Origin of the sequence: Brachybacterium sp. P6-10-X1 (assembly GCF_001969445.1) — a bacterium.
Lineage (GTDB): Bacteria > Actinomycetota > Actinomycetes > Actinomycetales > Dermabacteraceae > Brachybacterium.
The window spans coordinates 2,145,415-2,170,266 of record NZ_CP017297.1; the positions used below are offsets into that span (position 1 = coordinate 2,145,415).

Annotated in this window: 16 protein-coding genes; 6 read left to right on the forward strand and 10 right to left on the reverse strand. The window is 72.3% G+C overall.

The genetic code is table 11. The features are described 5' to 3' along the window. Positions 1 to 189: 189 nt before the first annotated feature. From BH708_RS09845 to BH708_RS09865, 5 genes are all read right to left on the reverse strand, one after another. Positions 190 to 996, reverse strand: coding sequence for a polysaccharide pyruvyl transferase family protein (locus tag BH708_RS09845; RefSeq protein WP_076808418.1), 807 nt, complete (start codon positions 994 to 996; stop codon positions 190 to 192). Beyond that, on the reverse strand, positions 993 to 3,014 hold the full coding sequence (locus BH708_RS09850; protein WP_076808419.1) for a glycosyltransferase family 2 protein: 2,022 nt from the start codon (positions 3,012 to 3,014) through the stop codon (positions 993 to 995). The genes BH708_RS09845 and BH708_RS09850 overlap by 4 nt, the downstream gene beginning before the upstream one ends. 207 nt (positions 3,015 to 3,221) lie before the next feature. Continuing rightward, positions 3,222 to 4,982: a CDP-glycerol glycerophosphotransferase family protein gene (locus BH708_RS09855; protein ID WP_157235848.1), complete on the reverse strand. Its 1,761-nt coding sequence runs from the start codon at positions 4,980 to 4,982 to the stop codon at positions 3,222 to 3,224. A gap of 102 nt (positions 4,983 to 5,084) precedes the next feature. Continuing rightward, entirely contained in the window at positions 5,085 to 7,028 is a 1,944-nt protein-coding gene (locus tag BH708_RS09860; protein WP_076808420.1) for a glycosyltransferase family 2 protein, read from the reverse strand. Positions 7,029 to 7,228: 200 nt separating this feature from the next. Further along, positions 7,229 to 7,912, reverse strand: a complete 684-nt coding sequence (locus BH708_RS09865) for a DUF4194 domain-containing protein (protein ID WP_076808421.1) — start codon at positions 7,910 to 7,912, stop codon at positions 7,229 to 7,231. 187 nt (positions 7,913 to 8,099) lie between these two features. On the opposite strand from BH708_RS09865, the gene BH708_RS09870 reads away from it, so the two are divergent. Further along, on the forward strand, positions 8,100 to 9,401 hold the full coding sequence (locus tag BH708_RS09870; protein ID WP_076808422.1) for a hypothetical protein: 1,302 nt from the start codon (positions 8,100 to 8,102) through the stop codon (positions 9,399 to 9,401). A 73-nt stretch (positions 9,402 to 9,474) separates the two neighbouring features. On the opposite strand, the gene BH708_RS09875 is transcribed toward BH708_RS09870, so the two are convergent. Further along, entirely contained in the window at positions 9,475 to 9,705 is a 231-nt protein-coding gene (locus tag BH708_RS09875) for a sulfurtransferase TusA family protein (protein WP_076808423.1), read from the reverse strand. Between the two features lie 113 nt (positions 9,706 to 9,818). Continuing rightward, positions 9,819 to 10,886: a YeeE/YedE family protein gene (locus tag BH708_RS09880; RefSeq protein ID WP_076808424.1), complete on the reverse strand. Its 1,068-nt coding sequence runs from the start codon at positions 10,884 to 10,886 to the stop codon at positions 9,819 to 9,821. A gap of 153 nt (positions 10,887 to 11,039) precedes the next feature. Here BH708_RS09880 and BH708_RS09885 point away from each other — a divergent pair, with 153 nt between their 5' ends. Then, positions 11,040 to 11,459, forward strand: coding sequence for an MGMT family protein (locus BH708_RS09885; RefSeq protein ID WP_083713451.1), 420 nt, complete (start codon positions 11,040 to 11,042; stop codon positions 11,457 to 11,459). On the opposite strand, the gene BH708_RS09890 is transcribed toward BH708_RS09885, so the two are convergent. Then, on the reverse strand, positions 11,429 to 12,982 hold the full coding sequence (locus BH708_RS09890) for a DUF3375 domain-containing protein (protein ID WP_076811088.1): 1,554 nt from the start codon (positions 12,980 to 12,982) through the stop codon (positions 11,429 to 11,431). The two genes, BH708_RS09885 and BH708_RS09890, sit on opposite strands and share 31 nt — an antisense overlap. A 196-nt stretch (positions 12,983 to 13,178) precedes the next feature. Here BH708_RS09890 and BH708_RS09895 point away from each other — a divergent pair, with 196 nt between their 5' ends. After that, positions 13,179 to 16,163 (forward strand): glycoside hydrolase family 2 TIM barrel-domain containing protein, encoded by a 2,985-nt coding sequence (locus tag BH708_RS09895; protein ID WP_076808425.1) that lies wholly within the window; start codon positions 13,179 to 13,181, stop codon positions 16,161 to 16,163. A 60-nt stretch (positions 16,164 to 16,223) separates the two neighbouring features. Next, a complete protein-coding gene (locus tag BH708_RS09900; protein ID WP_083713452.1) occupies positions 16,224 to 17,003 on the forward strand; it encodes a hypothetical protein in 780 nt (259 codons plus the stop codon). A gap of 78 nt (positions 17,004 to 17,081) precedes the next feature. Here the strand turns inward: BH708_RS09900 and BH708_RS09905 are convergent, their stop codons facing one another. Next, the gene (locus BH708_RS09905) at positions 17,082 to 18,662 is read right to left on the reverse strand and encodes a PQQ-binding-like beta-propeller repeat protein (RefSeq protein ID WP_076808427.1); all 1,581 of its coding nucleotides are present in this window, start codon (positions 18,660 to 18,662) and stop codon (positions 17,082 to 17,084) included. Between the two features lie 18 nt (positions 18,663 to 18,680). After that, the gene (tgt, locus tag BH708_RS09910) at positions 18,681 to 19,985 is read right to left on the reverse strand and encodes a tRNA guanosine(34) transglycosylase Tgt (RefSeq protein ID WP_083713454.1); all 1,305 of its coding nucleotides are present in this window, start codon (positions 19,983 to 19,985) and stop codon (positions 18,681 to 18,683) included. A 409-nt stretch (positions 19,986 to 20,394) separates the two neighbouring features. Between tgt and BH708_RS09915 the strand changes: the two genes are divergently transcribed. Beyond that, entirely contained in the window at positions 20,395 to 22,761 is a 2,367-nt protein-coding gene (locus BH708_RS09915; RefSeq protein WP_253705536.1) for an acyltransferase family protein, read from the forward strand. 14 nt (positions 22,762 to 22,775) lie between these two features. Further along, complete coding sequence (locus tag BH708_RS09920; protein ID WP_076808428.1) at positions 22,776 to 24,833, forward strand: DUF6541 family protein; 2,058 nt, start codon at positions 22,776 to 22,778, stop codon at positions 24,831 to 24,833. Positions 24,834 to 24,852 lie beyond the last annotated feature (19 nt).

A 24,852-nucleotide genomic window follows, 5' to 3' on the forward strand; every position in this document is an offset into this window, starting at 1 on the left:
CCACGTCCGGGACCCCTGCCGCATGCGAGCACCCACCTTACGGTGGGATCCGCTCACACCCCAGGCGCGGTGACGCACACCGCTCGTGAGCGTGACGAGGCGCTCAGACCCCGGCGAACTGCGTCCGGACACCCGCGGCACACGCCGCGATCGGCGCCTCCGACGCCCTCTCCGGGAGGCTGCAGGCCCTCAGAGTTCGCGCAGCGCCCGCGTGAGTCCCTCCTGCAGGTCATGCAGGCCGACGGGCTCGGCGTAGCCGTCGATCACGGCATCGACGACGGCGCGCAGGGACTGCGGTCCCCCGGTCGGCACCGTGTACTCGCGGTAACGATCCGCGACCGGATAGGCCGAGTAGTAGTCGTGGAACTTGTACAGCCCGCCCTTGAGCCTGTCGCCGAGGCGGATGTGGGCGTTCGGGACGCCCAGGGCGTCGGAGAAGATGAGCCCGTGCAGGCTCGAGGAGATCACGGCGTCGCAGGCGGCGATCTCCCGGGCGACCTCCTGCGGGGTCCACGCCACGTCGATCACCCGGACGCCGGGGCCCAGCGCTCGCATCTGCTCGACCACCGGCGAGGAGACGTCGTGGTAGTGCGGGATCACGCCGAGCGAGTAGCGCTTCCTCACGGTGCCCTCCACCAGCAGCGGAGCGAGGATCCCGGGGTCACCCAGGGCGATCTCGCGCGAGGAGAGGTTCTCGACCCGTCCCAAGGTGGATCGGCCCCGCACCGCGAGCGCGTCGAGCCGGGCGGGCTCCTCCCCGTCGGCCGCGGCGCGGATGAATCCGCTGCCCCAGATGCGGGGCTGGTTCTGCTGCCGGCGCTTGAGGATCATCTGCACCACGGAGCCGGCGCCGACCAGGTCGCACCTCTCCGGGGGCGCCCAGGTGACCCGCCGTCCGGTCAGGCGCTCGACCAGCGGCGGGGTGAGCTCGTCGCCGAAGTTCAGTCGGTGGGGGTACTTCCAGCGCCACCAGAAGGTCTTGATCGGAGCGCTCATGAGCGCCGGTCCCGGACGCGACGGACGACGCCGGTGAGCGCGGGGCCGACGACGGGGAGCCCACGGACCGTCGAGGCCACCCGGTCCCGCGCCTCCCGCAGCCGGTCACTGCGGGTGCGAGGATCGAAGGTGGGCAGCGGCAAGCGGTTGCGCCCGCTCTCGTTCGGTGCCGTGACGTGGAGCGTCCCTCCCTCGTCGACGGTGAGCCCGAAGCCGGCGCCCCGCGCCGGCCAGAACTCGGTGCCGCTCGCCCGCAGGGTGGTCTTCGCCCCACCCAGCACGGCCGTCACCCGCACCGTCGCCCCGATCATCTCCGGTGTGATCGGCAGGCGCAGACCGACCAGCCGCTCGCCGAGCCGGGTCACGGGAAGCAGTTGGCGCCCGCTGTGCTGCCGGACGCCGTCGATGTACCCGAAGAACTCGTCCTGCTGGGTCGGCGCGCTCGTCGTCGCCACCAGCAGCACCGCGCGCCCGTTCTCGTCGAGCGTGAGGCCGAGGGCCTTCGCCACGGTCAGGTTCTGGTGCTTCACGGCTCCCCGGTCGATCGAGAGGTTGCCGTGCCCATCCGTGAAGTAGGCGATCACCCGGTCACGTGGAGCCGGGTCGTCGTCGAGGTTGGAGACGCCTTCGGGCTCGATCGAGCGGGCCCGCGAGGCTCCGAGCCGCATCCGCTTCTCGAACGTGCCGAAGCGGACGACGACGTACAGGTCCCAGAGGCCACGGCTCAGACCCGTCAGCGTGCCGCTGACGGCGAACGACACCGCGCCCGCCTCGAGATCCTCGGAGACGGTGCGGAGCTCCTCGACGTCGTCACCGCCGCGGAGGTGCGCTCGCAGTCCGAGGCCGTCCGGAGCTCCGTCGAGGCCCGGGATCCGGACCGTCGCCGCGACGGTCACGCGCTCCCCGCTCACCTGCACGTCCTCGAGACGGCAGGTCATCTTCGGGGGCATGACCACCAGTTCCTCGGCGGGGACGAGGTGCAGGAGGTCCTCGGGCAACCGGCGTCGGAATTCGCCGTCGCGGAAGGTGATCCGTTCCTTGGGACGTTCCGCGAGGTAGGAGGCAAAGGCCTGCAGGCCGTCGAGCTCCCCCGCCGTCAGCAGATCCATCTCGATGCGGATGTCGTCCTCGATGACGCGGCGCACCCCCTCGGTGTAGAGATGACCGACCTTCGCACGGAAGGTCTCGACCAGCCTCTCCTGCTCGGCGCGGTCCAGCTGCAACCAGCGGGAGTCGAGAGCGCGCTGCATGGACCAGCCCATGGGTCGCTTGAGCAGGGCGTCGCGCAGCTCGCCGGGTTCGGTGTACTGCTCGATGACCTGGCTCAGTCGAACGGCGATCTGGACCTGTGACTCGGAGCTCTGCCGCACGAGCGTGAGATTGCTGCCGTCGGACCGGTGCCGGATGACGTAGTAGTCCATGTCGGCGAGGATCGAGATCTTGCGGGCGTTGAGATAGACGGCCGCCATGAAGGGCTGGTCCTCGCCGACCTTCTGATCATCGGAGAAGCGCAGGTCGAGACGGTCGATGATCTCTCGGCGGATCAGCTTCGTGGGTCCGAGCGTGTTGAAGACCTTGTGCTCGACCAGGTCGGCGTCCAGGACCGTCCGACGGAACATTGTGCCCGGCGCCTGGCGCTTGTCGGTGCTGGTCATCTTGCCGAGGATGACGTCGGACTCCTCGGCGTGGGCGACCTCGACCATACGGCGCAATGCATCGGGGGTGAGCCGGTCGTCGGAGTCCAGGAAGAAGAGGAACTCGCCCGTCGCCCGACCGATCGCCGGATTGCGGCCACCCCCGGGGGTTCCGGAGTTCTCCTGGGTGATCACCGTGATCCGGGCGTCCTCGGCCGCCAGTTCGGCCAGGATCTCGGCGCTGCCGTCGGTCGAGCCGTCGTCGACGGCGAGGATCTCGATCGCGTCCGGGTCGATGGTCTGCTCGCGCACCGACCGGATCGCCTCACGCACGTAGTTCACGGAGTTGTAGACCGGGACGATCACAGAGACCTGGGGGGTCATGGCGGACCTCATCTCTCAGGGCGATCGACGAGGTGCGAGGACCGAACTCGACGCACGTCCTCCCCACGCTCCCGATCGCCGGGGCTGCAGCTGGCCGGAAGCGTAGCACCGGCTCCCGTGCAGGTCAGACCCCGAACACGCCGCGCCGACAGGCTGCTTCCGAGCACCCACCCAGGTCACAGGGGGATCACAGCACCCCGTCTGCGCTCAGGACGCGCCCCCGGGCCCAGGGCCACCGGGCGTGAGTTCCGCCTCATCGGACGCTGCGAGACCGAGCTCCTCGCGGGCGACGTCGACGAAACGATCCGCATAGTTCTCGCGCGGGATGTCCCCGAGGTAGTAGGTCGCCCATGCCTTCCGTTCGGCCTCGTGCGGATCGGCACCGGTCAGGTCGTCCAGCACCTCGTGGAGATTCTGCGGGTCGGTGCCCTCGGAGACCAGCACATAGGCGGCGCGCGCCATCGGGAACTCCTGCACGAACTCCTCGGCCCCCGTGCGCGGCGAGACCATCGCCAGCGGCTTGCCCGAGTGCAGGAAGTCCCCGACCACGGCGGAGACGTCGGAGATCATGGCGTCACAGGCGTTGAAGCAGTCCACGACGCTCATCTCGTTCTCCGCGAGGTCGCCGTAGAGGTGCTCGCGGCCGCCGGCGGCGGCATCGGCCGCGAGCATCTCGCGGATCTGGCGGCAGGACTCGCGCAGCTCCGGGGAGCGGGAGCTGTAGGGGTGGGGGCGGAACACGACACGGCAGCCGCGCTCGAGCAGGGCCCGCACGATCGCCGGCCCGATCGGCAGCGAGGAGTAGTTGGTCTCGGCCTGGTAGCCCAGCCAGGTCGGCGCGTAGAGCACGGAGCGGTCCTCGAGCTCGCCGATCGGTCCGCGCGCCTCCTCGACGTCCTCGACCTGGGGGCGGCCGACGATCCGGAAGATCTCCGGATGCATCGGGACGCCGAACGTGTCGAAGCGGTCGATGGCCGCCTGCCCGGCCACGAAGTCCCGGTCGTACATCCGGATGACCGGAGTGGCGCTGGAGGCCTTGTCGGACTCCCCGTGCAGGAGCTGGATGTGGGTCAGCCCGGCGTAGCGCACCATGTGGTTGTTGCGCATGGCGTTGTTCACGTAGAACACGCCGCGGGCCGAGGGCACGATCAGGTCGTCGAGGTCCGTCAGGGAGCGGCGCAGCAGCACCGGATGCTCCGTGGCGTTCGCGAGTTGGCGGAAGTTCGGGACGGTGCGCGCCACCAGGACGAAGGGGACGCCGAGCCGCTCGAGGTGGGGCAGCCACATGGTGACCTGGAAGGCGGAGCGGGGCGGGGCGTGCCAGTAGACGTAGAACCCTGGCTCCATCGCCTCGAGCGTCTCGGGCAGGCGGGTCTGGAAGCGTCGACGCTCCCGGATGCGGCCGACGCAGTCCGCCAGGGCGATCAGCGACATCACGAGCGAGGCGAGCGAGATCAGCGAGGTCACCGGCAGCAGCACGCCGGGGGCGAGGGTCGCCAGGGCGAGAGCGAGCAGTCCCAGCAGGTTCAGCGGGAAGATCCAGCCGTAGCGGAACGATGCCCGGTTGCGGCCCTCATGACCCGGGAAGTTCGCGGCGTACGGGACGGCGACCCCGTTCAGGGAGCGCAGCATCGGCTCGACCGCGAGCGCCCCGACGGCCAGGACGGCGGCGACGAGCTCCAGGACGCGGACGTCGCCGACCGTGTACAGCAGCACCGCGGACGCCGCGATGAGGAGGTAGCGGGCGGTCAGGTACCGGCCGATGCCGCCGATGCCGCGCGGCGGCCGTGTGAGGGCGCCTCGCTGGCGCACCAGGATGATCACCAGCGGCACGAGCGGGGCGATCACGGCGAGCCGCTGGTCGCCCAACCCGACGACGACGACGATCGACAGCACCGCGAGGGTGTTCACGACGACCGACCACAGGGACAGCATGTCCGCGGCCTTCTGGATGCTGATCACCTTCACGCCGTGGCACCTCTCGTTCCGGGGGCAGGAGGATGCGCCCCGTCTCGGGCGGGGCACCGCACGATCTTGCCACGCGAAGCGCACCCGGCGTGCGCGCCGGGATCAGCGCGCCCTTCGGCGCGGCGGGCGCAGCCCCGCTCGACGGGCGAGGTCCCGGGCCGCTCGTGCCGCGTCCGCGACGGCCGTCGCGGCGCCGTCCGGGACGCTGCGTCCCGGCGGATCGACGGTGGGGAACGCCACCGCGTCGGGCAGGCGCAGAATCACGGCCCCGTGGGCATCGGCCACCCGGATCCTCCGAACCGGGTCACGGATCGCGGAGGGCAGGGCCGCCGCGAGCAGCCCGTCCCGCAGGGTGACCGTCGGGATCTCCTCGCCGGGGCGGTCCTGGTCGAGGCCGCGGAGCGTGGAAATCCGCAGGGTCGTGGGACGCTGGACCCGCAGCAGGGCGACGCGCCGGCCCGGCGCGATCTCCAGCACCGAGAGCATCTCTGCCAGCGGGCCGACCCTGGTGACGCGGACGTACCCGATGTCCACGGAGAGGTTCCCGAAGCCCCGGGTGAAGTAGGCCGTCCCCACCTCCCGGCCGTCCTCGTCGGTCACCAGGCGTCGCTCCGAGGTGATGTGGGGGCCCCGGCGACCACCGAGCCGGTTCTGGATCTCCTGGCCCCCGTACCGCTGGACGACATGGACGTCCCAGACCGCGCTCTCCAGTCCGGAGACCTCGACGTCGGCATGGAAGCGCACCGCGGCCCCGGAGCTCCCGGAGGGCTCGCCCTCCCTCGCGAGCTCCACATCGTGGGCCGGCACGTCGAAGCTCTCCTCGCTCCCGCGCCGGCGGATGCGCAGCAGGACGCCGTCCGGAGAGGTCGTGCTGCGCCGGACCTGAGCCCGGGCACCGATCCGGAGGTGCCCGGCCTCGACGACGAGCTCCTCGAGAGCGACCACCCCGACCACCTTCACGTCCCGGAGCTCCTCCCGCCCGATCGTCTCCACCAGATCCGTCGGCAGATCGAAGCGGAAGGCTCCGTCCTCGAGGACCAGGGATTCCTCGCCGTCGTCCGCCTCCCACCGGATCAGCTCTCGCAGAGCCTCGGTGCGCCCCGCGAGAGCGAGCCTCACCTTCAGCCGGTACATGGGCTCCAGATGTCCCCAGACGTGCTCCGTGAGGTACGGACCGATCGCCTCCTGGATATCGGTGACGACGGCCTCCTGCTCCGCCTCGGAGAGGTCCAGGAATCGGGAGCGGACCGATTTGCGCAGCGCTCCGCGCACCGGACGCCGCAGCAGACCGTCGCGAAGCTCTCCCGGCTCGGTCCCGTCGACGATGACCTCGACGGTCGCGGAGAGCAGCGCTGTGTAGTCCCGCGAGGTCCGGGGATCGGAGGTGACGTTGTCCCCGCTCTCCCTGGTGCGGATCAGCACGTAGGCCCGGTCGGCGCGGATGCTGATCTTCCGCGCGGCCAGATAGCAGGTCAACGTGAACGGCTGGTCCGAGCCGACCCGCAGGTGGGTCGGGTTGTGCGCGCCCGTCCTGCGCACCAGGTCCGTCCGGAACAGCTTGATCGCCGTCAAGGAGTTGAAGAGGCTGTCCTCGACCAGGTGCGCCACGGCTTTGGATTGCGTGAACATCGACCCCGGGGCGTGGCGCCCGTTCAGGCCCACCATCCTCGCCAGGACGATGTCGGAGCCCTCCTTCTCCGCATAGGCCGCCAGTTCGCCGAGCGCTCCCTCGGTGAGCACGTCGTCGGAGCCGAGGACGAACACGTACTTCCCGCGCGCAGCCGCGATGCCCTTGTTGCAGGGATCGGCCGGACCGCCGGAGTTGGGCTGATCCAGGACCCGGTAATCGGGACATCGTTCGGCGTACTCGGCCAGGACCTTCTCGGATCCGTCATCGGAGCCGTCGTTGACCAGGATGACCTCGAGCTCGGCGGGACCGAGCCGCTGCTCGGGGATCGCATCGAGCGTCTCCGGCAGGTACGGCATCGAGTTGTACACCGGGATCACGAGCGATACGAGCGGCTGGTCGCCAGGGTGGTGAGCCACGACGGACCTCCTCGGATCCGTGGCCCCCTCGGCGTACACGGATCGCGCGGCGTCACTCCTGCTGGATGCCGCATGGAGGCATGCCCTCACATCATGAGCGCTCAGGCAAGCCCATATCGTCGGCGCCAGGGGGCCCATCCCAGGTGGGCTCCTGAACCCCTGTCATATTTCTACCGATCGGTCGGGAACGGGAAGTCTGCTCAGACGTCCTCGGCTGCCCCGTCGGTGCCCTCGGCGTCGTCCGCCGGGTCCTCGAGACCGCCGACTCCGGCCTGCCGGTACAGCGCGATGAACTCGCGAGCGGTGTCCGGGCCGATCATCAGTCGCAGCACCGGGGAGACCTCGTAGTCATCGCCCTGCTCGTCGAGCAGGCCGGCCCGCTGGATCTTGGCGATCGCGGCCCGGACCTCCTTGGCGAAGCCGGCCTCATCGGTCGAGGTGGTGCGGCGGTAAGCAGCCAGCGCCTGCTGGATCTCGGCCTCGGACACCACGGTGCGCTGGCCGCGGGAGGACTGGGTCAACAGCATCTGGCGCAGCACCAGCAGCAGCACGGAATCCAGGCGGTTCAGACCGGTCAGACGGCGCAGCAGCTTGGGCGCGTCGGGGTCGGACTCGCTCTGGCGCGCGAAGGCGACCTGGGCATCGTCGTCGACCACGAGCTCGAGGAAGAGGTCCGCCAGGCGGGCCTCGATCCCGGCGCGATCGCGCAGCAGCTGGGCATAGCGCGCCGGCTCGCGGCGACCGTCCAGGAACGGGCCTTGCAGCAGGTGCACGAGGACCCGCCGGGAGTCCTCGACGAGGGCGGTGCCGGGCAGCGACGTCGCGTCCTCGGCACCGGCTTCCCGGGGGTCATCGGCTTCGGTACGGGGCACAGAGCTGGTCACGGGGACACACTGTACCGGCGGCGGCGCCGGCGCTCGTGGAGCGTGCAGGCACCGTCCCCGAGGACCCTTCCGAGCGGTCGATCGTTGCGGAAATGACACCATCTCGGCCTTGCTTCTGGTGGAATCACCTCCACGAGCCGGATCTCATCCGGTCCGTCAGGTCCCGTCCCCGTGCAAGGAGTCGACCATGGACAACCTTCCGATCTCCACGCCCGTCCTCATCGTGATCATCGTGGCGATCCTTCTGATCCTGCTCATCCTGATCGCGGTGGGAATGTCTGCATCGCGACGACGCAAGGCCCGCCAGCAGGCCGAGGACCGACGGCGCGCCGCCGAGCTCCGCGAGCAGGCGGCGCAGGAGGAGAAGGTCGTCCAGCAGCGCGATCTCACGGCCAAGGAGCGCGAGCTCGAGGCCGAGCGTGCCGGGCTGCAGGCGGATCAGAAGGCCGCCGAGGCCGAGCAGGAGCAGATCGCCGCCGAGCGCCGACGCGTCGAGGCCGAGGAGGAGCGCTCCGCCGTCGAGCGGGAGCGCACCGCGGTCGACGAGCGCCGCACGGAGGCCGATCGTCTCGATCCCGGCACCCCGGACGATGGACGCGGCCCGGTGGACAGCGCTGATGACGGCCGGGCCGCCGCGACCGCGGGCGTCGCCGGAGCGGCCGGGGCCGGTGCCGGCGCCGCATCCACCGCGGGTCGGGACGATGACCGCCACCGTGATGACGATCGGCGCGGCCACGTCGAGGACGTTTCTGGCGACCGCCCCACCGCCCCCACGCACCGCAGGGCGAGCACCGAGGCCGCGCCGGACGAGGTGGCACGCGAAGGCTCGCCCGCGCACCGTGACGCACCGGCGGAGGATCACCGACCTCTCGAGGCCGACCGGGACGCCCCGCCCGTCCGCGAGGACCGGACCGCCCTGGGCGCCCAGGGCGCCCACGGCGCTGCCGAGGGCCGTCGCGGCACCGGGACCGACGCCGAGCATCCCGCACAGCGGGAGGACACCGGCGCGCCCCCCGCAGCAGGCAGGGAGGAGCCGCTTCCTCGGGACCGCACGGACGGGTCCGACGGGGCCGACGCCCTCGGGGAGCCGCTCGACGAGGAGACTCTCCAGGAGCGGGTGGCTCGCGGCGAGGACGACGCGGCGCGGGATCCGCGGATCCACGACACCGGTCGCCCGGTCCGGCGCGCCGCGCCGACCGATCCGATCCATGGCCGGCCCCGACGGGGGGACGGGCAGGGCGCTGCCCCCGCGCGCTCCACGGACGATCCGCGTCGCGACAACGAGGCGAACAACGAGGCGAACGTCTCGCCCTACGGCGAGGACCAGGACGGGGCGGAACCCGCCGAGTTCCGACAGCAGGGTGTCGACGAGCAGTCCCCGACGGACGAGGACGGCGCTCCGGCGCCACGGTCACCCGAGTTCCGGCCACCCGAGGAGGGTGCGCCGGAGGGGCGCAGGCCGCAGGACGGCACCGACCGACGCGACTGACCTCGACCTCACACGAGACCGGCCCGGGACCCCTCGAGGGTTCCCGGGCCGGCGTCGTTCGTCGGGGCTGCGCTCAGGCTCCCTTGCGCACCGTGATGGACCAGCCGGCGTCGCCGACCCGGTCGAAGGCGACCACGTCATGGCCGTCCTCGGCGGCCCACTGCGGCAGCGAATCGGTGGCCTGGGTGCAGTCGAAACCGATGATCAGGTCGTCACCGGAGCTCAGCTGCCCCATCGCGTTCTTGGCATCGATCAGGGGGAAGGGGCAGACGGCCCCGTTGGTCTGGAGGGTGTAGGCGGCCATGGGAACTCCTTATCGGGTCGTGGTCGATCGGGTCGTGGTCGGTCGGGTGGTGGTCGATCGTCCGTCGTGCGCCGGGTCGTCGGTCGTGGTCCTCCGAGCCGTCGGCCGACACCTCAGGCGGCGGGGGTGAGCACCGGGGCGGGACGGTTCGCGGCGGCCGCCTTCTGCGGCCGCACCAGGAAGATCCAGGCGGCGCTCCAGGTGCCGAGCATGATCGCGAGGAACGAGACCCAGCCCTGATAGCTGAACAGGCTGGTCTCGACGAGGGAGTTGCCGATGGTGCAGCCGCCGGCGAGCGCGGCTCCGATGCCCATCGCCACGCCGCCGCCGGCGCTGCGCAGCATGGTGGAGGCATCCGGCACCCGCCAGCGGAACTCGCCCGAGGCCTTGGCGGCGATGAAGGAGCCCACCAGGATGCCCAGGACCAGCATCACCGACCAGTCCACGAGGGTGATGTCGCCCGTGGTGAGGAAGGTGACGATCTTCGCCGAGGGAGTGGTGATGCCCAGGCCGCCGTTGCGACCGGCCGCGGTGGACAGCACCCAGGCGATGATGGCGATCAGTCCCAGCAGCACACCGCCCACCCATGGGTTCCAGGCGACGTCGGCGAGATAGTGGCCGAGGCCCGAGCGGCGAGCCGGCAGCTTCGCGGACCGGTGCCGCGCATTGATGCGGAGCTGGCGGACCACCAGCACGGCGACGATCGCGCTGAAGGCGACGACAGGCACCCAGACGCTCACCCCGAGGGTCTCCTGGATGGTGGCGTCCCCGACCGTGCGGGCGCGTGCGGCCTCGTTGAAGCCTGCCAGCGGTCCGTACTTCATGACCGCGGCGAACAGCGCGTAGAAGATCAGGGCCACCCAGGATCCGAGCAGGCCCTCCCCGGCACGGTAGTAGGTCCCGGTGGCGCAGCCGCCCGCCATGATGATGCCGATGCCGAACAGGAAGCCGCCGCCGATCACGGCCAGCGGAGCGAAGCTCGCCGGCTCGGGGGCGATCACTCCGACGCCGGTCAGGGCGGCGACGCCGATCGCCTGGATCGCGATGGCCAGCAGGAACGGGACGAAGTAGCGCGAGGAGCGCGCCATGTAGAGGTCGCGGAAGGCGCCGGTGACGCAGAAGCGCGAGCGCTGCAACACGTAGCCGAGCGCGGCGCCGAGGACGAGGCCGGTGAGGATCATCCGAATACGTTAACTAATGAGCACCATAAGGGAAACCCCGGGTGTCGGAGGATGACGGGAAATGTGACCGGCGGAGCAGAGCGTCCTTGCCGTCCGCCCTGCCGTCCGCACCCGCGAGCGCCGGACCGGGGGCCCGGGTGCCAGACTGGCTCCATGAGCACGAACCGCCCGCGCACCCGGATGGACGACCTCACGGTCGAGCGGGTGCTGCGCGTGGTCGAGGCGATCCCGCCAGGACGCGTGGCCGCCTACGGCGAGGTGGGTGCCGTCGTCGGCGTCGGACCCCGTCTGGTGGGGCGGATCCTGCGCACCTGGGGCTCGGGGGTGCCGTGGTGGCGGGTGACCAACGCCTCCGGCGATCATCCGCTGCTGGGTCGGGCCCTCCCCCACTGGGAGGACGAGGGCATCACGATCAAGCGCAATGGCCTCGGCTGCCGGATGGCGGAGTTCGGTGCGGACCTGGAGCAGCTGCGGACGGAGTCGGCACCGGCGCTCGCGGAGCTCGAGCGCCTCGACGTCGGTGACAGCGCCGGCGACGCCGCTCACTCCACCGGCACGTCGTCCAGGAAGTAGAACGAGGGGACCTTCGCCGCATAGACGTTCCCGTCCAGCTCCTGCCAGGTGATGATCTCGGTGGACCCCTCGCGCTCCTGCGCATGGGAGGTGGCCAGGAACATGAGGCCGATGACGCTCGCGAGTCCCTGCTGGGCGGGCTGCTCCCGCAGCACGTCGCCGATCGAGGCCTGCCCGGAACGGCCCCGCACGTCGTTGACGTGGCCGGTCAGCCCCACCAGGTCGATGTCGTTGGCGCGCACCAGGTCCGCCAGCACCTCCACGCTGAGCGCCGTGGCGTCATGGACCTCCGCCTCGGCGGGCGCCCCGGGGTCGGTGGGGTCCTTGAGCCGATGCTGGGACACCGAGGAGAGCTGGACCCGCGAGAGGTCCAGCTCGAGCGGGAACGGGGTGCGGGTGGCGACCTCGTCCTTCTGCGCCAGGGCCACGCCCTGCGCCTCCTGCAGCGCCTCGAGCAGCACGCGGTGCTGACGGAAGTCCTGGGAGCGCACGAAGCGGGCCAGCGAGCGGTACAGCTCGGTCTTGACGTCCAGAACCTCCTGCGCCGGGTCGTAGAGGTCGCTGAACACGTTGGCCAGACGTTCGCGCTCGTCCCGGCTGAGGCTGCGGGCGAAGTCGCGCTCGAGCAGACGGTCGACCAGCTCCTGGGCGGTGCGGGTCTGACCCGGGTCGTTGAGCATCCGGAAGAACGCGGTGAAGGTGCGGCCGACACTGGACTGGCCCAGCAGGTCGTCCCCGGCCAGCAGCTGCTCGAGGATCTCCCCGCGGGAGGTCTCCGGGGAGAGGATCTGCTCGCGCAGGTGCAGGTCGACGGCGCGCAGGTCCTCGCGGTACTGGAGGAAGTCCCCCGAGAGCTCGGAGGCGATCTGGAGGATGTCGCGCAGACGGTCGGTGGAGGCCTCCTCGCTGGGCAGCATGAGCTCGCCCTCGGCGAGCTCGCGGATCTGCGCCTCGACGCGCTCGCGCTGACGCTGGAGGTCCGCAAGGCGCACGTCGCGGTCCGTCTCGGTCTCGTGCGCCAGGCGCTCGAACTGCTGGACCACCAGGGTCAGCCGCGACTCGGTGGTGGTGGGCCGGTGCTCTTCGAGGGAGGCGATGAACTGGATCGCGTCGATCGTGGCGGGCGAGGGCTCGAAGGTGGTCTCGGTGCGCTGCGGGTCGTCGCGACGGGTCAGGTAGCCCTCGCGCACCCAGCCGTCCACGTAGTCGGCGGCGCTGCGGCCGCCGCGGCTCTCCGCACCGTCGTCGTCCCCGTCGGTCGCGTCGGCGGCGTCCGCGGGGGCCGGATCCTCGTCGTGCAGCAGCGCGAGGTGCGCGCCGACGCGGGCGACGAGCTCGCTGCGCGGCAGGCGCCGGTCGCCGGCAGGGAAGACGGACTGCAGGATCGCCAGGACGGCAGGAGCCTTGGTCGCGGCGAGCAGGCGCCAGGTGCTGGCCCGGCGCAGCTGCTCGTAGGCCTCCTTGCGCGCGGACACGGCGTCGCTGCGGCGGTCGGTCCACCGGTTCGGCTCGGTCGTGGTCACGACGAGGGAGTCTACCGGCGTGCACGCCACGGGGTGACGGGCCCGGTCCTCCTGCGTGCGATCGACATCGACCAGGGCGAAACCCGACACCGTGCCGCACAGCGCAGCTCCGTGCGCAGGAGGTCGGAGGAGACGACGGCTTTCCGGGTAGACTCGCCTCGTGAACGTTCACGATCTCGTTGAGGAGCCCCGCCGGATGTCCGCCACCCCTGTGCCCGCCGCCGATCCGACCGACCGCTGGTGGGAGGAGCTCCCCGCCGGTCGGAACCGCCTGCGGGGCCGCGCCCACCTGCACTCCGATGCCGCCGCGCTGAGCCTCGACGGGACCTGGGAGTTCCGCTACGGCACGCGGGCCGACGGCTCCGACCTGGGGGGACCGACCGAGATCGAGGTGCCGGGGCTGTGGCAGCTGCAGGGCTACGGCGCCCCGCAGTACACCAACGTGATCTACCCGATCCCCCGGGACGTGCCCCACGTGCCCGACGAGAACCCCACGGGCCATTACTCCCGCACCGTGTCCGTTCCCGCGGACTGGGCCGAGGAGCTCGCCGCCGGGGCCCGGGTGCTGCTGCGCTTCCAGGGCGTGGACTCCGCCGCGAAGGTCTGGATCGACGGAGCCGAGATCGGCGTGACCGCCGGCTCGCGACTGACCCAGGAGTTCGACGTCACCGACGCCCTGGCGGCTCCCGGCGAGCACCGCCTGGACGTGCGCGTGGTGCAGTGGTCGGTGAACACCTACGTCGAGGACCAGGACATGTGGTGGGCCTCGGGCATCTTCCGCAGCGTGGACCTGCTGCTGCGCCCCACCGGCGGCATCCACGACCTGGTCACCGTCGCCGACTACGACCCCGCCACCGGACGCGGCACGCTGAGGGCGAGCGCCTGCGCGGCGGACGGCTCCGCGCTCCCGGCCACGCTCGGGATCCCGGGCCTCGACCTCACCTCCCCCACCGGCGAGGACGCCGTCGACGTGGGCGAGGTGCGGCCCTGGTCCGCCGAGGACCCCCACCTGTACGACGTCACCGTGCGCACCGACGCCGAGACCGTGACCCTGCGCGTGGGCTTCCGGCGCGTGGAGGTCGACGGCGAGATCTTCCGCGTCAACGGCGAGCGCATCGTCTTCCGCGGGGTGAACCGCCACGAGGCGGATCCCGTCGTCGGCCGCGCCCAGCAGCTGGATAACCAGGATCTGGACGTCGCCCTGATGAAACAGCACAACTTCAATGCGGTGCGCACCTCCCACTACCCGCCTCACCAGCGGTTCCTCGAGGTGTGCGACGAGGCGGGCCTGTACGTGATCTGCGAGGGCGACTTCGAGACCCACGGCTTCCACGCCGATTCCACGGGGGGCGAGGACGGCACCGGCGCCGCGGAGGGGCCCGCCCGGAATCCGCTGTTCGAGGAGTCGCTGGTGGAGCGCTCGGAGCGCTTCGTGCGCCGCGACCGCAACCACGCCTCGATCGTGATGTGGTCGATCGGCAACGAGGCGGCCAGCGGCCCGGTCACCGAGGCGATGGTCGCCGCGGTCCGTGCCACCGATGCCACCCGCCCCGTGATCTACGAGCAGGACTACGCCGCGGAGTACGTGGACGTGTTCTCCCTGATGTACTCCACGGTCGAGGAGACCGAGCAGATCGGCAGGCGGGAGCTGTCCCCCGAGTACCAGGACAAGCTCACGGCCATGCTGCGCGGCTTCGCGCTCGACGTGCCGGAGGGCCACTTCGCAGCCCCGCCCGCGCTGAGCAAGCCCTTCGTGTGGATCGAGTACGCCCATGCCATGGGCAACGGCGCCGGTTCCCTCCAGGAGTACATGGAGCTCACGGAGCAGTACCCGGCGCTGCACGGCGGATTCATCTGGGAGTGGATCGACCACGGCCTCGAGACGACCGACGCCGAGGGCAACCGCATCCACGGCTACGGCGGGGACTTCGGCGAACGCCTGCACGACTCCAACTTCGTCGCCGACGGGCTGGTGCTGCCCGACCGCACCCCGTCCCCGGCGCTGCTGGATGCCAAACACCACTACTCCCCCGTCGGGATCGAGGTCTCCCCCACCAGCGCACGGATCACCAACCGCTACGCCTTCTCGGACCTGGCCCACCTGCGCGCCGAGGTGTCCGTGGACGCCCAGCAGAGCTGGCAGGAGATCGAACTGCCCGCTCTCGCGCCCGGCGAGGTCGCCGAGGTGGCGCTGCCGGCGCACGACGGCCCGACCACCACGATGCGGCTGCTGACCCGCGAGCCTCAGGGCCCGGTCCCCGCCGGGCACCTGATCGTCTCCGCGGACCACGCGGACGCCGAGCGCCTGCGCACCGCCGTCGCCCCGTCGGCCGGCGAAGCGCTCGCCCCGCAGCGGGACGAGGACGGCAGCTGGAACCTCGGCCCGGCCCGCCTCGACGACCTGGGCCGCCTGGTCGGGCTCGGCGCGCTGAACCTCGAGCAGGCCGGGGTGGATCTGTATCGCGCCCCGGTCGACAACGAGCGCGCCCGCACCCGCAACCCGCTCGAGGCGCGCTGGAAGCGGATCGGGCTCGACGTGGCCCGGCGCCGCCTGGTGGAGATCGGCGCCGACGGGGACGCTCTGGTGGTCCGCACGCGGATCGGTCTGAACGGCTCGGCGCTCGGGGCGGACGTCACCGAGCGCTTCCGCGGCGATGCGACCGGGGTGGACGTCCAGGTGACGGTGACCCCGTCGGCCTTCTGGCCCGAGGACCTGCCGCTGCCGCGGATCGGGTGGTCCCTCGCCCTGCCCTCGCAGCCGGACCAGGTCGAGTACACCGGGTACGGCCCCCACGAGTCCTATCCCGATACCGGCGGCGGCACCACCTTCGCCACCCGGCGCTCCTCCGTGGCGGATCTGCAGGTGCCCTACGTGTTCCCGCAGGAGAACGGCAACCGTGCGGGCGTGGTCCGGGCGCAGCTGACCGGCGGCTCGGGGCCCTCCCTGGGGCTCCGGGCGCCCACGGGGCTGGGGCTGGCGGTGCGGCCCTGGTCGACCACCGAACTGGACGCCCGGGCGCATGACGGCGCGCTGCGGCCCGACGGCCGGACCTGGGTGACGCTCTCCGCCGCGCTGCACGGCGTGGGCTCGGCGGCCTGCGGCCCGCTGCCGCTGCCGCAGTACGTGCTCCCCGCCCGGGAGGAGACCTTCTCCTTCCGCCTGGAGGCGCTGGGCGCCTGACCGGTAACCTGGTGCGGGGTGCCGCGCGGTTCCCGGACGATGCAGGGCAGAGGGAGACTCATGACGCAGGGGTACGGACCACAGGACGGACAGCAGGGGCCGTGGGGGCAGCCCCCGCAGGACGAACAGCCCGCACAGCCGCAGTGGGGACAGCCCCCGCAGCAGAGCGCACCGCAGGCGCAGTCCCCCTCGCAGTGGGGGCAGCCCAGCCCGGCACCGGCTCCGCAGTGGGGCCAGAGCTCCCCGGCACCGGGCGCCGGATACCCCGCACCGGGCACCGGATACCCCGCACCGGGCGCCACCTACCCGGGCGCGGCGGGATTCTCCTCCCCGATGGGGACCGGCGGGTCGTCCACCCTGGGCAAGCTCGTGACCTGGATGATGTACCTGGTCATCGCCGTCATCGCCGTGCGCGTGATCCACGGCATCGTGGCGTTCGGCTTCGGGATGCTCTCGGGGGGACTCACCTCGGGAGGGTCGCTCGACAGCGGTATGGCCGTCGCGGGCGGCAGCGTGGTCGTGAACATCCTGTTCCTGCTGCTGAACATCGTCGTGTCCCTGGCGCTGCTGGTGATCGCCGTCTGGGTCGCGGTCCAGGCGTCGGGGCGCGGCCGCGCCGGCGCGATCATCGTCGCCGCGACCGTGGTCGTCGCCGTCGTCCTGTACTGGATCCTCTACGGCATCTACGTCGCGGTCGTCGCCGGGGCGGGCGACATGTCGACCCTCGGCGTCATGAGCATCGTGTACGTGATCCTCGAGATCATCCGCAACCTGATCATCTTCGCCGCGCTGATCGTCGGCGCGGTGACGGCCCGGCGCTGGGCGAAGCAGAACGCCTGAGCCGGCTCCTCCTCGGGCGACGGCCCGGTCCTCCTCGCGGAGGGCCGGGCCGTCGCCCGTTCCGGGGGCCGTGCCGGGTCACCGGCCCAGCAGCAGGGTCCGGTCGCCGACGGTGACGAGCGCTCGGCCGTCCCCGACCCCGTGCACGGACCGCACGTCCGCGGTCACGACGGCCTCCGCGGTGACAGTGCCGCCGTCGGCGTCGACGACGCGCAGGTGCTGGGCGCCGCGCGGCTGCAGGGAGCGGGTGCGCTCGACATGGTCCAGCACCACGGCGGTGTCCGCCTCGAGGGTCCCGTGGACCGGGGAGTCGGGGGCCGGCAGCGGAAGCGTCCAGACATTCGTGCCGTCGGCGGTGTCGTAGGCGACCAGCTGCCCGGAGGTGTTGGCCCGCACCATCCGGGCCCCGTCGATCCCGAGCCGGACGGTGGCCTCGACGGCCTCGTCCAGCGCCCCCGCCCCGGGCTCGGTCCACGCCGCGCGGTGCTCCGAGGCGACGATCTCGCCGCTGATCCCGGTGCCCTCCTCGGTGCCGGTGGCGAGCACCCGGCCATGGTCCATCTGCACGTTCCACTGCCCTGCCGGGGACGGCTCGGAGGTCCACAGCACCTCCCCGCGCACGTGCGCGGTGGCGGTGAGAGCCCCGTCGGCGGCGGAGCAGACGGTGACCACGACGGGCGCGTCGGTGCGCGGGGTCGGACCGTTCACGGTCACCCGGCAGGGCTGCTCGGGATCGGTCAGCACCCGGCCGACGGGGAAGCCGGTCGCGGGGTCGAGCTGGATCCACCCCTGGGCGGGGTCGAAGCGCAGCGGGACGGCGGGCAGCACGCCGGTGGCGCGCACGGCGTCGAGCGGGCCCGGGGCCGCATCCGGCCGTGCCGGCACCTCGATGCCCGCGGGGTCGATGCCCCGTGCCTCCTGGGTCGCGGGGGCGGAGAGGGTCCATCGCGGGCTGTCGGGGGTGGTGAGGTCGTAGCCGCTGAGGGTGCACTCCTCGGCGCCGTCGGACGCGCAGTGACGCACCACCAGCAGGTCGTCGGTCAGGGCGATCGGGATCCCCGACACGGCGGCGATCTCGTCGACCCCGGAGCCGGTGAGGTCGGAGACGAGGGTTTCGCCGCCGGTCACCTGGATCAGACGGGTGCCGTCGGCGGAGAGGGCGAGGACGTCCTCCGTGGTCGCGTCGACCTCGTGCGCAGCACCTTGGCCCAGCAGCTGACCGGTGCCGTCGGCGCGGCGCACGAGCACCGGGGAGTCCGCGGCGGGGACGGAGTGCACGGTGTCGCCCTCACCGAGTGCCGGGATGCTCGCCGCGGCAGCTTCCGCCAGCGGCGGGACGCGGGTGGTGACCACGGCGGGAACCGTCAGCGCCAGCGCGACGGCGAGCGCGAGCACCCCTGCGACCAGCCGGCGCCGTCGCCGGCCGACCCGCGCGCCGAGCAGCACGAGCAGCAGCAGGCCCGCGCCCGCCCCGGCCAGGATCCCGGCAGCCAGGCGCAGCGCCCCGAGCAGGAACTGCCCGCCCAGCAGCGCGGCGGTCCCGGCCAGCGCCAGCAGCACCACGGCCAGCCCGATGGCGATGGTGGTGTCCGGAGCCCCGGATCCCGCCGCGTCGGGGGACGCGTCGGAACCCGGCGCCCGGGGGGACGTCCCGCTCATCGCGTGCTCACCATGCGCTCATCGGGGCGAGCCGTAGTAGGCGCCGGTGGTCTCCTCCCGCAGCGCGTCGAAGTCGCCGCTGAGCAGGGAGGCGCGGATCCGGTCCACCAGGCGCACCACGAAGCGTTCGTTGTGGATCGTGCACAGGGTCGCCGAGAGCATCTCCTTGGCGCGGAACAGGTGGTGGACGTAGGCCGCGGTGTAGTGGGTGCAGGTGTAGCAGTCGCAGGTCTCGTCGATCGGCGCGAACCGGCGTCGAAAGCGGGAGCCGGTGAGGTTCACGCGCCCGGTCGCGGTGTAGACGGCGCTGTTGCGCGCCACCCGGGACGGGGAGACGCAGTCGAAGGTGTCGGCGCCGGCGGCGATCGCGACGAACAGGTCGTCGACCTCGCTGATGCCCAGCAGGTGTCGAGGCCGGTCCTCGGGGAGCTCCTCGGTGACCCAGCCGACGATGGTGCCGAGGTTCTCCTTCTCCAGCGCCCCGCCGATGCCGAAGCCGTCGAAGACCTGCCCGTCCGAGTCCATCACGCCGAGATCGCGGGCGGCCCGGCGGCGCAGGTCCTCGTACTGGGCGCCCTGGATGACGCCCCACAGCTGCTGGTAGGGGCGGTGCGTGCGCTCGGCGGTCAGCCGGGCGTGCTCGGCCAGGCACCGGATCGCCCAGCGCCGGGTGCGCTCGAGCGCCTGCTCCTGGTAGCCGCGGGAGTTCATCAGCGTGGTCAGCTCGTCGAAGGCGAACATGATGTCGGCCCCCAGTCCGTGCTGGATCTGCATCGAGACCTCGGGGGTGAAGCGGTGCACGTCGCCGTTGAGGAAGGAGCGGAAGGTGACGCCGTCGTCGTCCACGTGCGCCAGGCGCTCCTTGCCCTCGGCGACCGCGTCGTCCTCCCCGGAGGAGGTGCGAGCCTTCTCGCCCCCGGAGAACTCGCTGGACAGCACCTTCTTGAAGCCGGCGCCGAGGCTCATCACCTGGAAACCGCCGGAGTCGGTGTAGGTGGGGCCGGGCCAGTTCATGAAGGCGCCGAGCCCGCCGGCCTCGTCGATCAGGTCGTGGCCGGGCTGGAGGTAGAGGTGGTAGGCGTTGGCCAGCAGCGCCTGCGCTCCCAGCTCGCTCATCGCCTCCGGCAGCACCGCCTTGACGGTGGCCTTGGTGCCCACGGGCACGAAGGCGGGGGTGGCGATCTGACCGTGCGGGGTGGAGATCACGCCGGCGCGGGCCGTGTCCCCGGCCCGGGCGAGGATCTCGAAGCCCGAGCCCGACGGGGCCGGCCCGGGATCGACCGGATCGGCAGGGCGGGCGGGGTCGGCACTCTGAGCGGTCACCGGGACATGGTGCCATGGTCCTGCGCGGCTCCGGGGACCGGGCCCCGCCCCGGCGGACGTCGCGACGCCTCCGCGTCCATCTCGATCCACTAGGATCCAGCGCAGCGCCGCGAGGGCGGGACGGCACCCGCCCCTGCGCGACAGGGCCGACAGCGACGGGAGGGGGACCACGATCAGCTCGCCCGGTGATCCCCCCGCCTCCGGTTCCAGCTCCCCCCGCGGGGGCCGACGTGCACGCCCGCTGAGCGAGGAGGAGCTGGCCCGTCGGCGCGCCCTGGAGCGCGCTCTGGCCGAGGAATCTGCCGAGGATGCGGGGGTCCCCGCTCCGGCGACCGCACCCGATGCCTCCCCCTGGGAGCAGCCGGCCGCCGCGCCGATCGACGACCTCGAGGACTGGACCCAGGAACCCGTGGCGGACCCTGTCCCGGAGCCCGCGCCCCCGGCCCGCTCACGCCTCGCCGCGTGGACCGCCGGCCCCCTGCCCTCGGCCGCCTCCTCCCTCGGCGACTGGCTCCAGGGCCCGTTGGAGGCCCACGCCGAGCGGGAAGCCGAGGACGCCTGGTCCACCGCCGACTCCGTCTCCGGCACCTGGAGACCGATCCATGAGGCGGGTCCGGGGACCGCCGCTGACGCCGGCCCCGCCGCGGCCCCCGGGGCGCCCGACGCCCCGGCCTCCGAGCAGACGCCGACACCAGGGCGCCCCGCCTTCCGTCATGAGCTGCACGGTCTGCGTGCGGTCGCCCTGGGCCTGGTGGCGATCTACCACATCTGGCTCGGCCGGGTCTCCGGCGGCGTCGACGTCTTCCTGTTCCTCTCGGCCTTCTTCCTCACCGGCACCTTCGTGCGCCGCCTGGAGAGCGGGCGCCCCCTCGGGGTGCCGCGCTACTGGTTGCACACCTTCAAGCGCCTGATGCCGCCCGCCGCGGTGACGATCCTGCTGGCTCTCGCCGGGACCGCCGTCTTCCTGCCCTCCTCGCTCTGGCCGACGGTGATGCAGGAGGCCGTGGCATCGGCCGCGTACGTGCAGAACGCGCTGCTGGTGTTCCTGCAGGTCGATTACCACGCCCGCGACGCCGGCGGCGCCTCCCCGCTGCAGCATTTCTGGTCCCTCAGCGTGCAGGGACAGGCCTTCGTGGTCTGGCCGCTCCTGTTCCTGCTCATGGTGCGGCGGGCGCGTCGCGGCCGCAGCGTGCGCGGCCCGCTGATCGCGCTCATGCTCGCGATCGGCGGGGCCTCGCTGACCTGGTCGATCATCACCACCCAGACCCAGCAGCAGGTCGCCTACTTCGACACCGCCGCCCGGCTGTGGGAATTCGCGGCCGGGTCCCTGCTCGCCCTCGCGCTGCCGGCGCTCGACCGTCTCACCGGCGCCCGTCGGCCCGAGGAGGGGCAGGTGCCGCGACTGCGCACCGGGCGCGCCCTGCTCGGCTGGGCGGGCATCGCCGCCCTGCTGGCCTGCGGCATCGTGCTGGACGTGTCCACCATGTTCCCCGGGTGGATCGCGATCGTGCCGCTGGTCGCCGCGGGGGCCGTGGTGGTCGCCGGGCACTCCGGGCGCCGCTGGGGTGTGGACGCCCTGCTCTCGACGAGACCGGCCGCCTTCATCGGGGACATCTCCTACGCCCTGTACCTGGTGCACTGGCCGGTGCTGGTGATGTGGCTGCACCGCAGCGGCCAGCAGCGCGCCGGGCTGCTGGACGGCCTCGTGGTGCTGGCCGGCTCGGTGCTGCTGGCCTGGCTGATCACCCGCGCGGTCGACGCACCGGTGCGACGTTCGGTCTGGCTCGAGGCCCGGCCCTCCCGGGCGCTGACCGCGGTCGCGGCGAGCTTCGCGCTGGTGGCCGTCGCCGCGGGCGGCTGGTGGATCGGGCTGAACCGCGCCGAACCGCCGACTCCGGTGGCCGCCGCGCAGGATCTGCCGGCCGAGGAGGTCGCCACCGAGGTCGCCACCGAGGCCCCGCCCGAGATCCTCCCCCACGGCTGGCAGCTCGGTGCGCAGTGGCCCGACCTGCCTGAGCGGTGCGGCGGCCCCTGGGCCCCTGACGAGGACTTCCACAACGTCAACTGCCAGCAGCTGCTTCCGGCCGACCAGGCCGCCCAGGGCACGATCGTGGTGGTCGGCAGCTCCCACGCCCGGCAGTTCATCCCCGCCCTGATCCCGTACGCGAGCGAGCACGACCTGCAGATCGTCAACCTCTCCATGGACGCCTGCGGATTCACCACCGAGGTGGAGCAGAGCCCGTACTGCCGCGGCTACGACCAGTACGTCCTGGACTACGTCGAGGAGCACTCCCCCGAGCTCGTGCTCACCACCGTCACCCGGACCGGACTCGCAGAAGGCGACGACGAGAACGGCGAGACGATGCCCGAGGGCACCGCGCCCGCGATCCGGGCCCTGCTGCAGCAGGGCGTGCACGTGATCGGCGTGCGCGACACCCCGCGCTGGGAGCAGGACCAGTTCGCCTGCGCGGAGGCGGTGATCGAGGACGGCGGCGCCCCCTCGGACGCCGACGCGGCCTGCGGGGCCGACGCCGCGGACAAGCTGGCCCCGACGAATCCCGCCGCCGACCTCGCCGAGCTGCCCGGGGCCGAGGACCGTCTCGCCCTGGTCGATCTCGGCGAGTCGATCTGCCCACACGGCCGGTGCTCCCCGATCCTGGGTGAGTCCTATGTCTACATGGACGACGACCACCTCACCCGCACCTTCGTCGAGACCGTCCTCGCCGGCCCCCTGACCGAGGAGCTCACGGAGCGATTCCCGGCCCCCACCGCATGACAGGATGAGCAGATATGTGGACCGACGTGATCCCCGGGGTGCTCGTCGCCGTCGCGCTGCTGGTGGCACCCGGGGCAGCGGCCCTGCTGTGCTGCCGCGTCTCGTGGCCGACGGCGCTGGTCGCCGCCCCGCCCGTGTCTCTCGCCCTGCTGGCGATCTCGACCCTGCTGGCCGCCGTGGTCGACGCCGCCTGGGGCCTGCCGTGGATGCTGGCGACCACCGTGCTCGGAGCGGGAGCCTGCGCGCTGTGGTCCTGGGCGACCCCCTGGGGCCGCCGCACCCCGCGCTGGTCGCCGCTGTCCGCGGCGGCGGCCGGGCAGTACCTGGTCGGCCAGGTCATCGCCCTGATCTTTCTGGTGCCGCTGTTCCTGAGCGCCTTCGTCGAGCCGACCACGATCGCCCAGCGCTACGACAACGCCTTCCATCTCAACGCCATCGAGACGATCGTCCGCACCGGTGAGGCGACCCCCTTCGACACCGGGCAGCTGCTGCGCGGCGCCGTGTACCCCAACAGCTGGCACACCGCCGCCGCCCTGGTCCAGGAGCTCAGCGGGCTCGGGCTCGCCCAGACCGTCCATGCCCTGACCCTGGTGACGGTGCTCGGCATCTGGCCGCTGTCGGTGTGGCTGCTGGTCGAGGTGCTGGTGCGCCCCTCGCCCGTGGCCCGCCTGGTCACCGGCCCGCTGTCCCTCGCCTTCGCCGGTTTCCCCCTGGTGCTGCTGGACTGGGGGCTGGTGTACCCGACGATCCTCGGTCTCGCCGCCGCGCCCGCCCTGGCGGCGGTCCTGATCCATCTGGCCCTGGACCGCGAGCTGCTCGCCGCGCCGGTGCGGATCGCCGCGATCATCGCGGTGATGGGCATCGGGGTGGGCATCGCCCACCCGGGCGCGGCGCTGGCCGGGCTGATCATCGCGCTGCCGATCACGGTCCTCGCTCTGGTCCGGCAGCTGCGGGGCCCGGTGCTGGGCGCCCTGCGCCGGCCCGCCGGCTCGAGCGCGCGCCATGCCTCCCGCGGCTGGTCCCTGCGGGCCGTCCCCGCGGCAGAGCTGGGGCGTGCCGCGGTACCGGCGGTGGTGGCGGCCGGCATCGCGGCGGTGTGGGCCACGATGGCCCCCAGCACCGACACCGCCCCGTGGACGGCGTTCCAGTCCACCCCGCAGGCCCTCGGCGAGGCCTTCCTGGGCGGCGCGATGGAGCGCTTCACTCTCCCGCTGATCGTGGTGCTCAGCGCCCTGGGCCTGCTCGGCGCGCTGCTCGGCCGGGGCCGCGACCGTCTGGTGCTGCTGGCGATGCTGGGCCCGGTGGCCGTCTACTGGGCTTCCTCGGCGGCGCAGGACGCCTTCTGGCGCAACCTGCTGTCCGGCTTCCTGTACCGCGACAACTTCCGCACCGCCGCGGTCCTGACCCTGGTGGCCGTGCCGCTGGTCGTGGCGGGCGTCGAACTGCTCCTGCGAGGCCTGCGCCGCGCGGTCGCGGCCTGGCGGGCGCATCGGACCGAGGGCGAGAGCGCCTCCGATGCCTCGCGCGGTGCCCCCGGCGCGCTGCCCACCGCGGCCGCCCTGGTGATCGGGGTGCTGGCCTCGACCGCGCTGTCCTGGCACGTCTCGAGCGACCCGCACGTCCAGGCGCGCTTCGAGACGGTCTCGGACGCCTATCGCACCTGGGAGATCGCCGATCTGGTCTCCGGGACCGAGTTCGCCATGTTCGAGGACCTGCCCCGGCACGTGCCCGAGGACGGCTATGTCGTCACCGACCCCTGGGAGGGCGGCGGGCTGGCCTACGCCTTCGGCGACCGCGAGGTCTCCCGGATCTACATGACCGTGAAGCGCACCCCCGAGGAGAAGTACGTCGACGCCCATCTCGAGGACATCGCCTCCGACCCCCGGGTCTGCGCGGCCCTGCCCGCGGACCAGCCGCTGTACTACCTGGACCTCGAGGAGCACCGGCTCGGCGGCAACAAGATCGAGGACTCCGGCTACCTGGGCTTCGCGGGCATCACCGAGGAGACGCCCGGCTTCGACCTCGTCCACCAGGTCGGCGACGTGCGCCTGTACGAGATCGACGCCTGCTGAGAGCGCTGCGGTGATGGTT